9 protein-coding genes are annotated in these 12,862 nt (G+C 56.6%); 1 reads left to right on the forward strand and 8 read right to left on the reverse strand.

Features of this window, described 5'->3' with window-relative positions; translation table 11 throughout:
* The first annotated feature begins 7 nt into the window (after nt 1-7).
* The gene (locus tag ABD890_RS06080) at nt 8-2,452 is read left to right on the forward strand and encodes a PVC-type heme-binding CxxCH protein (RefSeq protein ID WP_345086896.1); all 2,445 of its coding nucleotides are present in this window, start codon (nt 8-10) and stop codon (nt 2,450-2,452) included.
* A gap of 10 nt (nt 2,453-2,462) precedes the next feature.
* Here the strand turns inward: ABD890_RS06080 and ABD890_RS06085 are convergent, their stop codons facing one another.
* From ABD890_RS06085 to ABD890_RS06120, 8 genes are all read right to left on the reverse strand, one after another.
* Nucleotides 2,463-3,872: an undecaprenyl-phosphate glucose phosphotransferase gene (locus ABD890_RS06085; RefSeq protein WP_345086898.1), complete on the reverse strand. Its 1,410-nt coding sequence runs from the start codon at nt 3,870-3,872 to the stop codon at nt 2,463-2,465.
* A 160-nt stretch (nt 3,873-4,032) separates the two neighbouring features.
* Nucleotides 4,033-5,535, reverse strand: a complete 1,503-nt coding sequence (locus ABD890_RS06090) for a hypothetical protein (protein ID WP_345086900.1) — start codon at nt 5,533-5,535, stop codon at nt 4,033-4,035.
* 90 nt (nt 5,536-5,625) lie between these two features.
* On the reverse strand, nt 5,626-6,147 hold the full coding sequence (tpx, locus tag ABD890_RS06095; RefSeq protein WP_345086902.1) for a thiol peroxidase: 522 nt from the start codon (nt 6,145-6,147) through the stop codon (nt 5,626-5,628).
* Nucleotides 6,148-6,394: 247 nt separating this feature from the next.
* A complete protein-coding gene (locus ABD890_RS06100) occupies nt 6,395-6,613 on the reverse strand; it encodes a BON domain-containing protein (RefSeq protein WP_345086904.1) in 219 nt (72 codons plus the stop codon).
* A gap of 203 nt (nt 6,614-6,816) precedes the next feature.
* Nucleotides 6,817-9,633 carry an alanine--tRNA ligase gene (gene alaS / locus ABD890_RS06105; RefSeq protein WP_345086906.1) on the reverse strand — a complete coding sequence of 939 codons (2,817 nt, stop codon included), beginning with the start codon at nt 9,631-9,633 and terminating at the stop codon, nt 6,817-6,819.
* Nucleotides 9,634-9,892: 259 nt separating this feature from the next.
* Nucleotides 9,893-11,038 carry a recombinase RecA gene (recA, locus tag ABD890_RS06110; protein ID WP_345086907.1) on the reverse strand — a complete coding sequence of 382 codons (1,146 nt, stop codon included), beginning with the start codon at nt 11,036-11,038 and terminating at the stop codon, nt 9,893-9,895.
* Between the two features lie 268 nt (nt 11,039-11,306).
* On the reverse strand, nt 11,307-11,879 hold the full coding sequence (gene thpR, locus ABD890_RS06115; protein ID WP_345086908.1) for an RNA 2',3'-cyclic phosphodiesterase: 573 nt from the start codon (nt 11,877-11,879) through the stop codon (nt 11,307-11,309).
* 32 nt (nt 11,880-11,911) lie between these two features.
* A complete protein-coding gene (locus ABD890_RS06120; RefSeq protein ID WP_345086911.1) occupies nt 11,912-12,814 on the reverse strand; it encodes a PfkB family carbohydrate kinase in 903 nt (300 codons plus the stop codon).
* Nucleotides 12,815-12,862 lie beyond the last annotated feature (48 nt).

Raw genomic sequence — 12,862 nt, forward strand, 5'->3', positions numbered from 1 at the left:
TTTCCGCATGAATCGCTTCTGTCGGATTGCGTTTTGCTGTGTGATTTTTCTGACACCGATTCGCCCTGCGATGGCCGAAACACCCAAGGTGCTCGATCCACGTTTTCAATTGGAACAAATCGCGCACCAGCCAGAGATCGTCACGCCAATCGGAATCACTTTCGACCAGCATGGCGATTTGCTAGTGATCGAATCGCACACGCATCATCGTCAGGCCGATTACCAAGGCCCACCGAAAGATCGCATCCGCCGCTTTGCTGATACCGACAACGATGGCAAGCTGGATACCTGGAGCACGTTCTACGAAGGAACCGAAGCGACGATGAGTCTGGTCGCCGCCAGTGATGGTTCGATCTACGTTGCCACGCGCATGGAAGTCTTCCGACTACGCGACACCGACGGTGACAAAGTTGCCGACAAGCGAGACGAAATCGCTCACTTGGAAACAGCAGGGCGTTATCCGCACAATGGCCTGGCCGGCATCGCCTTTGGTCCGGATGGTTTGTTGTACTTCGGCCTGGGCGAGAACCTGGGCGAACCGTACGCCTTGGTGGGCACCGATGGTACTAAGCTTTCTGGCGGAGGCGAAGGAGGCACGATTTATCGTTGCCGCATGGATGGCTCTGGGCTGGAACGCCTCGCCACCGGTGTTTGGAATCCGTTCGGTATGATTTTCGATCCTTCTGGCCGCTTGTTCATGGTCGACAACGATCCGGACAGCCGTCCACCATGCCGCTTGCTGGAAATTGTTCCCGGGGGCGACTATGGCTATCAGTTCCGCTACGGTCGCACCGGCGTGCATCCGCTGCAGGCCTGGAATGGGGAACTGCCCGGCACATTGCCAATGGTTGCCGGTACCGGCGAAGCACCCAGCGGCGTGCTGTGGTACCACGGCGAACTGTGGGGGAGCAGTTGGGGTGACCATCGCGTTGAAACGTTCCGTCTTGGCCATAACGGTGCTGGCGTGCAAGCCACGCCGCAGACCGTTGTGCAAGGCGATCACAACTTTCGCCCGGTCGATTTCGCGGTCGCTCCGGATGGCTCGCTCTATTTTACGGACTGGGTCGATCGTAGTTATCCGGTCCATGGCAAAGGTGCCATCTGGCGGCTTTCGTGGAAGGATTCGCCACCGACCGATACGCCCCTGCCCCTTTCCGCGGAAGAGCAGCAAGCCGCCAAGCTGCGTCAGGAACCAACCCTCGCGGCACTCGACTCCGACGATCCTTTCCTACGTCAGGCCGCCGTTTATGGGCTTTCGCAAAATCCAGCAACCTTGGCCGGCATCGACTGGACTTCGTTGCCGACAGGTGCCCAGCGACTCGGCGTGCTCGAGGCGATTCACTGGAACCAGGAAGCCAAGTTCCCGGAGACGAATCCGCAGCAGCTACGTCAAGCGCTGAACGATCAGGACGATCGCGTTCGGATGTATGCGATGCGTTGGATCGCCGATCAGAAGCGGACCGAGTTTCTGCCTGACTTGCAGCAGCGATTGAAGGCAGCCACACCGACCGTTCGTGAGTTTCCGGTGTTGCTCAGTACCATTTCGTGGCTAGAGTCGGGCAACGCAGGCGGGAAGAACGATATTGTCGAGCAGCGCATGCTGGCCGACATCGTTCGGGACGAGAAGCAGTCGGACGAGTTGCGGACGCTGGCTCTGAAGCTGATCGCTCCCGGTGGCAATCAACTGAAGCTGGAAGAGATTCGTTCGCTCGTCGACAGCCCGTCCGCGGAACTTGCTCAGCAGGCGATGCAATCGATCTACCTTCGTGGCGGTTCCGAGGCTGAGAAGCTGGCCGAAGCGATTGCCATGGACCGAAACCGTTCGCCAGAACTACGTGCGATGGCGATCGTCGGTCTATCAGATCATGCCGACCAGTTCCAGAAACAACTCGAAACGTTGAGCCACGATTCCAGTAAGGTCGTTCAGGGAGAAGCGAAACGGACTTTAGATTCCGAAATCGTTGCCAACCCTACGCCTGCCGAAGACCTCGATCTATGGCTGACGCAAATCACAGGCGAAGGAGACGTGGCGGCTGGTCGGCGAACGTTTCTCTCTTCGCAAGGTGGCTACTGTATTCGTTGCCACCGCTTTGATGGAAGTGGTGCCGATGTCGGACCCGACCTGACTTACATCGGTCAGCGAATGACGAAGAAGAAACTGCTGGAATCAATCCTGCAGCCCAGTCGCGAGATCGCTCCGATGTATGTTCCTAAGGTGGTACTGACCGATGACGGCCGTTTGCACATCGGCTATCCGATCACCGATCCGAAGGTGAACGAAAAGCGGCTCTTTGTTGACACGGCCGGTCAGCGATTCGAGTTAGAACCAACTTCGATCGAAGAAGAAAAGGACTCGGACAAGTCGATCATGCCTGCCGGTTTCCAGCAAGTGCTGACGCCGGAAGAAATGCGTGACCTGATCGCCTTCCTGCTGGCGACACCGGAGTCGTAGGCCAGCCGTTCTAGTACGCGTTTTTGCGTCCTAGCACGACGAATACCGTTTCAAACAAGATTCGCAGGTCGAGCCAGATGCTCCACGTGCGGATGTATTCGTGATCGCACTGAACACGACGTTCCATCTTCTCGACGGTGTCGGTTTCGCCACGCCAGCCGCGAACCTGGGCCAGCCCGGTAATCCCAGGCTTCACCTTGTGCCGCAGCATGTAGTGATGGATCAGCTTGCGATATTGTTCGTTGTGGGCCGAAGCATGGGGCCGAGGTCCCACCAACGACATCGTTCCGCCGATCACGTTGAACAGCTGCGGTAGTTCGTCGATCGAGCTCTTGCGTAGGAACCCGCCAATCGGTGTGAGGCGACTGTCGTTCTTTTGCGCCTGTTGCACGTTCGGGCCATCTTCGCAGACGGTCATGCTGCGGAATTTCCACACTAGAATTTCCTGGCCGTCCAAACCATAACGTCGCTGACGGAAGAAGACTGGGCCCTTCGAGGTCAGCTTGACGGCCAGGGCGACCAGTGCCATCGGAATCGAAAGCAACAGCAGCACGAATGACGCCAGGATGATATCGCTCACCCGCTTCAAGATTCCATCGACGCCGAGCAAAGGGTTTTCGTAAACACTAACCACCGGCAGTCCGCGAATATCGGACCAGCGCGAGTGCAAAATCTCGAACACGAAGAAGTCCGGCACGATATAAACCGAGGCGGTCGTATCGCCCAAGTGATTCAGCACGTTGCGAATTCGTGTCTCGGCACGCATCGGAAACGTGATATAGATTCGATGAACTTCGCCCCGACGTGCCGCCTCGACCAGGTCGTTCAGGTTACCAATCCGCATGCCGAGGTTAGCCGGAATTTCTGGCAATCGCTCGCTAGGGCGGTCGTCGTAGAAGCCCGCCACACGCATGCCTAGGTCCGGGGTATCGCGGATGTTCTCGGCCAGCTGAATGCCAAGTTCGTTAACACCAACAATCGCCACGCCATGCTGATTCAATCCGCTGGCAAGCATCCATCGCAGCACGGTACGGATGATCATGCGGGAAACGGTCAGCAGAAGCGGAGTAATCAAGAACCACCACACAAGCGTGTAGCGATGCAGCGGATGTTCGTAATGAACGACGGTCGCCGAAACGACGAGCAGCCCGAGCGAAATTGCCCAGGTCAACGCACCGCAACTGATTTCACGTTCGGTCGAAACGCCGCGCCAGTTGCGATAGACGCCGGTGAATTCGGCTACGACGTAATAGATCGCCAAGGCGACCACGCCTGCCAGTTGATGATCTCCAGCCGGTGTTTCGCCGGCGCTCATGACGGCCAAGACCAGGCCAAACAAAATGGCGGCGGCATCCGCTACCCGGTAGATACCGTCGAGCAGGGTCGATTTGTGTTGGATCTGTCGAAGTGGATTGCTCATCAATGTTGCCTGGCAGCAGGGCGGACTCGCCGGCCGAAAAATAAAACCAGGCAAATATAGGTTAAGCCCCTTTGCCGAGCGAAGCATGCGTCAAGCAGAATTCAGATCGTGTGAGCCGTGGAAACGATCGTAGTAGTCGTAGCGATTGTTGCGACTGCGATCAGATATCGATGGCGCCTTCCAAATCAACCTCCGGCCGAAGCGTCTCTGGCGGAGGAGGAAGTTCCAGTTGTTTCGGCGCAGCTTCTTCCTGACTTCGTTCTCTTAAGCGACGAAACAATCCCTTCCGCGGAGTCTCTTCCTGATCTGAACCTGCCGGGTTGGACGGCGACGGGGTGTCCTGATTGGCCTGGCGACGTTCGCGCATCAGGTCGAGCAAACCACCTTCGCCAGCGGTTCCTTTCAATAATGCCCCTGCCATTCCCATCACCCCTTCCAGATCGAGTTCACCATCTTCGCCCTCGAAGTCGAGCTTGAATTCGTCACTCTTCAGCAGGTCTTGCAGCGTTGACTCGGCTGTCGTGATCAGCGAATTTCCGAATCGCCCTTTGTCGATGATCGGGTGATCAAGCGTACCAGTGATCGGGATCTCGATCGTCTTGCCTCGTAGCGCCGTCAGGAACGGAAGCGGCAACTCCCCTTCTTCGAGCCCTTCGGTCGGGTTCAGCGGAATCGGAATTTCGGCGATCAGATTCAATGATTTATCGAGGCCGACATAGCCATGCGTTCGTACCCGCAGGTCGCCAATTCCGAAATCGAGTCCTTCATGATAGACCTGTTTATCCGCGAGCTCGAAGTTGATCGTGCAGTCGGAAAAGACATCGACCGATGGGCCAAGGCCAACGAATTCGGTAATCTTTTGCACCAGCGGGGTGCCGGTCAGCTGGGCTTTGTGAATCACCAGCTTCCCCTTGCCAACCGCATTTTGGTGGTCTGCCAGTGGGACCTGAATGTCTTCAAGCGAAAGGGAAATATCGCCGTTCACCTTCGTCACCCCGGTCACAATCGGCGCGACAAACTTCAGCATGTCATCGCACATCGCTTGGGTCATCTGTTGATGATCCATGAGCGTGGCCTGGGGAATCATGATCGTGGGCCCTTCCGCATCGGTCTGGCCTGGGCGTAGCTGAGCCAGGAAACCAATCTTGTCGAAGCCCCATGGCTGCGTAGCCCCTGGCTTGCTCACTCGGACGGTGGCATCGGTCACCGCGACATCGATGGTCCGCTGCAGCGCGGCTTGGACTTTTTCTTTATCGAGCGAGGGAGCTTCGGTGGGACCATCGTTCGCCAGGTCGGCCTCTTCGGAGGGAAGCTCAATCTCGATCAGTGGACTCTCGATCTTGAGGTTGCCCAACTGCCGAGGCTGCTTCAGCAAACGAAAAAGCGTGACGTCGTTGGAAATTCGGGGGACCCCGATATCGTACTTACCGCTATTTTGCGTCACCTTCAGATCGGTGATCTCGGTGGGCGTAAACCAACCAACGGAAACCGAGCCGACCGACACGTCGACTTCCTTCCCATTGAATAGTTGGTGCAACAGAAAGTTGCGGACAGGACCGTAACTGATCAAGGTGGGGGCGGCAATAACCAGAACAACCAGCAAGCCCACAAACGAGCCACCAGCCAAAAGAACCTTGCCCCAGTGCTTACGGATCCAGTTCATGGCGTGACATCCGGAAAAAAGAAAACCAGCTTGCCGCCGCGAGCCATGGCTCCTCGCCCGAAATGGAGACGAGGAGCACCGGCCGGATATTTAGAGGAGCGACTTCAGCGCAGCCAGGGCAGCGTCGTAGTTAGGCTCTTCGGTGACTTCCTTGCAGGTTTCAGCGTAGACGACTTTGCCTTCGCTATCGAGCACAAATGTGCCGCGGGCCAGCAGTTTCAGTTCGTCGATCAGCATGCCCCAGTTGTTACCGAAGCTGCGTTCCTGGTAATCACTGTACTGCTTGATGTTGGTGATGTTTTCAGCACCGCAGAAGCGATTCTGGGCGAAAGGCAGGTCCAAGCTGATCGTCAGGGCGTTGATCGAATCGCCCATTTCGCCGAGGCTTTCGTTGAACTTCTTGGTCTGAACCTGGCAGACACCGGTATCGAGCGAAGGAACAACGCTCAAAATGCTGGGCTTACCCTTCAGGTCGGCTACGGTGATCGCGGTCAGGCCCTGTGGACCAAATGCGTGCAGCTTGAAGTCAGGGGCAGCTTGGCCCACTTGGACTTCTTCGCCAACCAGGGTCATCGGGTTGCCTTTGAACGTAATCGCTGCGGGGCGGCTCATGAAATTTCCTTCTACATGAAAATCAGGGTGCCGAAAGGCACGTCTTCGGTTTGGTAACGAAACCGCATTGTGCCGCGCCGCTTACGGTGATTAAAGAGGGCGTGCCCGTTTCGGGGGATTTGCAAGGTGAATGCCGTGCCTTGCAGGCGTCCAAGAAACGAAAAAAGCCGCCCGGCGTGCACCCGGCGGCTTTTTGTTATGGAAATGGATCGCTGGCCAAAATCTTTGTCCGTTGGAGGCGGACCAATTAGAGCCAATCGACTTCCAGTTGATTTTCAACTTCATGCACGCCATCGACGCGGCGAACGGCCTCTTGGGCCATCTGCTTTTGGAAATAGCTGCCCACGCGACCCTTCAAGATCACGCGTCCTTCGCTTCCTTCCACCTGAAGATGGCGGCTGGGGAAGTGAGGGTTGGCCGAAAGGGCCTGATGAACGGTGCTGGCAATCGCGGTCACGTCTTGCATCACGGGTGCCTCGGGGTTGGTTCTGAGATCGGGATATTAGCTTGAGTGCTATCACTGCTATCGGAGTCCCCTGCGGCAAGCCTGGACGAATTTAACGTCCCCGTAGGAAAACCGATGCCAAGCAGTGCCGATTGAACCGGCTGTGCCGATTACCGCACTAGAAGAAGGGTGCCACGACAGAACGTGGCACCCAATCGATTCGTTTAAGCGAACAAGCTCTTGGCCAGCTCTTCGGCCTTTTCCATCGCGGAAGGAATCTGAGCGGCGTCTTTACCGCCAGCTTGAGCCATGTCGGGACGACCACCGCCAGAGCCACCGACCAGTGCGGCAGGTTCCTTGACCCAGTCGCCGGCCTTCAAGCCCTTGTCGGTCAGCGTTTTACTGAGCCCAGCCACGATGGTCACCTTTCCTTCGTCCGCGGCTGCAAACAGCATGACGGCCGAAGACGAGGTGCTCTTGCGGATCTGATCGATCAACTGACGCATCAGGTTGGCGTTCGCCCCAGGGACTTCCGCCACCACCACCGAAACGTCGCCCACGGTGCTCGACTTGGCCAACAGGTCGTCGCCGGTTAGCGTGCCTGACTTTTCGCGTTCAGTCAGTTGGTGCTTCAGCTTCTCGATTTCCGCGAACAACGTCTTCACGCGTTCGGCCGACTCGAACAGTGGCGAATTCAACTGACGGGCCGATTCCTTCAGCATCTCCTTACGATGGAAGTAATCGACGTCTGCCTTACTCGACGAGGCGACCGCGGCCGGAGCTTCGGGAGCCTTGCCACTGCCGTTGACCGCTTTCTTCAAGTCGCGGACATAGCCGGTGATATGCTTCACCGCTTCTGGCACGTCGTTGACACTGCAGCCGAGCGTGCTGGCCATATCGTTCAATGTTTGATCGACTTTGACGCGGTATTCCTTGGCCTTTTCCCCGGTGAGAGCAATGATGCGACGCACACCGGCGGAAACGCTTTCTTCACTGATCACCTCGAAGGCGCCAACCTGCTTGGTGTCGGTTAGATGCGTACCGCCACACAGTTCGCGGCTGAAGTCCCCCATGGTGACCATGCGGACTGGATCGGGGTACTTCTCACCGAACAGCATCATGGCTCCCAGTTCGCGAGCCTTCACCAGTGGAACGGTTTCCCACTTCACCAGGCCACCATCGGTGACCTTGTCGTTCACGTCCGATTCGATGACCGTCAGCTGATCGAGCGCGATCGGCTCCATGTTCGTGAAGTCGAATCGCAGCAAGTCGTCTTCCACCTTCGAGCCCTGCTGTTGGGCGTGCGAACCGAGCGTCTTCTGCAAGGCGTGATGCAAAATGTGCGTCGCCGAGTGAGCTCGCTTGATTGCGGCGCGGCGGTTGATATCAACTTCCGCGGTCGCGGTTGCCTCGGTCGAGATCTTCCCTTTGGCCAGATAACCGACATGCAGGAACAAGTCGCTGTCTTTCTGGGTATCGGTTACGACAAACTCGAAGTCGCTCGAGTAAATGCGACCGGTATCGCCGATCTGACCTCCCGACTCGCCATAGAACGGAGTCTTGTTGATCACGACAATCAGTTCGTGCTCCGGGCCGATCTTGTCGAAGTCGTCGACCAGTTTCGACTCTTCGTCCCCTTCCGCGCCGACCACGATGCCCTTCACTTCAACTTCGATCGAATCCGATTCGTAGCCGATAAATTCCGTCGAACGGACCGAGTTCTTCAGCGATTCGATCGGACCGGTCTCGAACAGTTTGACTTGTTCGCCACCGGAGCGTTCGCCGAACTCGACCATGGCATCCTTGTAGCCAGCCCAGTCAAACGTGAAGCCATGTTCGATGGCAACTTGCTCGAACAGTTCTGGTGGGAAGCCAAAAGTCTGATACAGTTCGGCCGCTTCGTCACCACTGACGACGGTACGGCTGGCGGAACGCATGCCAGCGAAGATCTTTTCGCTGCGGGCAATCCCGTCGTCGAGCGAGTGAAGGAAGTTTTCTTCTTCGCTCTTGATCACGCTCTTCACGCGGGTGACCGAATCCTGCAGGTCAGGGTAAGGAGCCTTCATCATCTCGACGATTTTGTCGACCAGTTGATAGGCGAACGCGTGATGCATGCCCATCTGGTGACCATCGAGCACCGCGCGTCGCAGCAAGCGGCGGATGACGTATTTTTCTTTGTTGGCACCTGGGTAAACGTTCTCGTGAACGGCCATCGTGCAAGCGCGGATGTGGTCCGTAATACGACGCAAGCGGCGACCATTGTCCGAGTCCGGATCGTACTTCACGCCGCAAATTTCGCCCGCGGCTTCGACGATTGGTCGCAAGATATCGATGTGATAGTTGGTGGTAACACCTTGCAAAGTGGCAGCGGTACGCTCGAGCCCCATGCCGGTGTCGATGTTCTTGCTGGGGAGCGGTTCCAGGTTGTTCGGTGGGTCGCCGACACGGTTGAACTGCGTGAACACGAGGTTCCAGATTTCAACCTTCTTGCCATCCTTCGGCGTGAAATAGATTTCACTGCACGGACCGCAAACGCCGTCGGGGCCTTCGCTCGGAGCGCTGGCAGGCCAAAAGTTTTCGTCTTCGTCGAGACGCTCGATACGGCTGAATGGCAGGCCGATCTTATCGTGCCAGATGTTGGCGGCTTCGTCGTCGTCTTTGTAGACGGTTACGCTCAATTGATCGGGGTTCAGCGCCAGCCACTTCTTGTCAGTGAGAAATTCCCACGCCCAGTGGATAGCATCTTCTTTGAAATAGTCGCCAAAGCTGAAGTTACCCAGCATTTCAAAGAACGTGTGGTGATAGGCTGTACGACCGACGTTGTCGATGTCGCCGGTTCGCAGACATTTCTGACAGGTGGTTGCCCGGGTGAAGTCGAGCTTCACGCGTCCCAGAAAGTGATCTTTGAACTGGTTCATTCCGGCCGGCGTGAACAGAACCGACGGATCCCAGGTGGGAACCAAAACGTCGCTCGGGCGACGGGTGTGTCCTTTGGTCTCGAAAAAGCTGAGGTACTTCTCGCGTAGTTCGTCGGTTTTCATTGGGATCAATTTTCAGTGTTCGATGGTCTGGGGTCCCGCTGCTTCCTTCGGCCGCGGAACTCGTTTCCCCCAATCATTGGGACACAAGCCCTTCATTCTAGGTTCTTTGCGAATCTGGGCAAAGGTGACTGACGGCCCCGATTCGGCGTCCCTCCAAGAACGAAAACAAGGCCGGCCATCCCTCTGTGCAGAGACAGCCGACCTCGGAACCCTGTTTCGGTTGCAGCTAATTCAAATCCCGGGGGGGGATTCGGGGGGATTAAAGATCATCTTCCGGCATTTCGCCGTCGCTGTCATCTTCCGGAGCAGAAACCGGCCCGATGCTCGGCTCCATCACATCCATCACCTTCTGCTTGATCTCTTCGGTGATCTCAGGATTCTCAACCAGGAACACCCGGGCCTTTTCTTTCCCTTGACCCAACTGCATGTCGCCATAGCGGAACCAAGCCCCGCTGCGGGCAACAATCTTATGATTGAGCCCCAGATCGAGCACGTCCCCTTCGTAGCTGATGCCATCTTTGTGCATCATGTCGAACTCGGCAACGCGGAACGGAGGAGCGACCTTGTTCTTGACGATCTTGGTGCGGACACGCTGACCGACCACGTCTTCGCCATCCTTCAACTGACCGATTCGACGGACGTCGATACGGCAGGAAGAATAGAACTTCAAAGCACGGCCACCTGGGGTGGTTTCGGGGCTACCGAACATCACACCCACCTTTTCGCGGATCTGGTTAATGAAGATCACGCAGGTCTTCGATTTAGAGATGGCACCGGTCAACTTACGCATCGACTGGCTCATCAAACGAGCCTGCAAACCGACGTGCGAATCGCCGATTTCACCATTGAGCTCCGCCTTGGGGACCAGGGCGGCCACCGAGTCGACCACGATGACATCGACAGCGTTCGATTTCACCAGCATTTCGGTGATCTGCATCGCTTCTTCACCGCTGGAAGGCTGACTGACCAGCAATGTTTCCAGCTGAACTCCGAGCTTTTTGGCCCAGCTAGGATCCAATGCGTGTTCGGCGTCGACGAATGCGGCGATCCCTCCCAACTTTTGGGCCTGAGCGATGCAGTGGAGTGCCAGGGTCGTCTTACCACTCGATTCCGGGCCGAACACTTCGATGATTCGACCACGTGGAATTCCCCGGCCTCCCAAGGCCATGTCGAGCGAAAGAGATCCTGTCGGAATCCCTTCAATTGCCTTGTGGTTATTCCCCAGGGGCATGATCGCCCCTTCGCCAAACGACTTCTCGATCTGAGCCAGGGTGGTTTTCAGGGTGGTGTTCCCAGCAAACACATCCTTCTTGGCATCCTCGCCTTTCGACGAGACGTCCTTCCCGGACGACTTAGCTTTCTTGGCTGCCATTTTTCCGTTGCTCTTGGTTGCGACCGTGACCATTTCGTTGGGCTCCTTTATGCGGAATGACCGAAGGCACTGCAAGCGGGCCCTGCGGTATCGAGTGCACAGATGAACAGTGTACAAGTTTGCACTAGCAATGCAATCTTGTTTCTGACTTGCTTCTGAAAAAATGATCGGCGAAGCGCGGGACACGTTAGGTCCTCGCCCAGAAAAGAAATTGCAGGAATCCCAGATTTCGCCAAAAAGCCTTATGAGATAAGGCTTTCAGAAAGAGACAATTCGTCGCGAAAAAGAACCGCGGCGAAGACTAACCGAGCTTACCACGCCCGATCAGGGTGTATTTGGGGCCGGTACGATCGAGCTTGCTAGCAAAAATGCAAACTTCGCGAATACTGCACTCACCCATTGGCAGTTCTTCGTTTTCAACGAGCAAAGCCTTCAGACCTTCGACCGATTCGTTGAACCGTTTCAGGCGGCCCAACGTCAGGTGAGGATGATACTTCTTGCGGGAATCAGGCGGATAGCCGGCCTGGGCCAACTGCTCGGTCAGATCTTCCTGCAACGCAATGAGTTGCTCGGCACCTCGACTGGCACCCACCCACAGCGTGCGTGGACTCTCGATATCAGGAAAAGCCCCGGCGCCGACCATCTCGAGCTCGAACGGATCATGGGCACTGGCGACCTCGATCGTCGTCCGCGAGATGTCGACCAGGTCCTGGCTGGTGACATCGCCCACAAAATTGGTCGTGATATGCAGGTTTTCAGACTCGACCCATTTCACATCCGTCCCGGACGCCGAGAGCTTTTTAATCAGCTTCTCGGCGCGGCGGCGAATGTCCGTCGAGATTCTCACGGCCAGAAAACAACGAGTCGCTTCCATGCCGGAGAGACTCCCTTCTTGGAACAGGACAACTAGAACGTCAGCATCTGGCGATACTGATTGAAGCGGCCGTCGATTTCTTCGCGGTTGGTACCCTTCAGGCGGTCCAAGCTGAAGTCTTCGACAATCAAGCTGGCCACGACGGTGCCGTAAGCCATCGCTTCTTTCAGCGTCTTCGGATCGAAGTTGTTCTGCTGGGCCAGGTAGCCCATCATGCCGCCTGCGAAGCTGTCGCCGGCACCGGTCGGATCGACCACGTCTGGCGTTGGGAAGGCTGGCATCACGTAGGTTTCATTCTTCGAGAAGAACATCGCCCCATGTTCACCCTTCTTCAAGATGATGAACTTGGGGCCCATTTCCAGGACCTTCTGGCCGGCGCGAACCAGGTTTTCTTCTTCGGTCAACTGCTTCGCTTCGCTGTCGTTCAGCACCAGGCCATCGATTCGGCTGAGCAGCGTCTTGAGCTGATCGCGTTCGATTTCGATCCACAGGTCCATCGTATCGGCGACCACCAGGCGTGGGCCGGTCATCTGGTCCAGCACCTTCAACTGGGTCGTCGGCGAACCGTTGGCCAGAAAGACGAATGGGCAGCGGCTCGATTCTTCCGACAACGTTGGGTTGAACGTTTCCAGCACGTTCAGGTGAACTTCCAGCGTGTCGCGGTCGTTCATGTTCGAGTGATATTTGCCGGTCCAGCGGAAGGTCTTGCCACCTTCTTCGATCTCGATGCCCGAGGTATCGATGCCCCGTTCGGTCAACAGTTGGGTGTGCTCTTCCTGCCAGTCTTCACCGACGACTCCGACCATGCGAACTCCGCTGAAGAAACTAGCGGCGTACGAGAAGTGCACGGATGACCCACCCAGGATGTTCTCGCGAACCTCGGTGGGGGTATGAATGGAATCGAAAGCGATGGATCCGACGACCAGGAGTGACATGGGGGCGTCTTTCGTAATTAGCTTATAGGCTTTGGAAATTCATTTTCA

This window comes from Bremerella cremea (assembly GCF_039541315.1).
In the GTDB taxonomy this organism is placed as follows: Bacteria; Planctomycetota; Planctomycetia; order Pirellulales; family Pirellulaceae; genus Bremerella; species Bremerella cremea.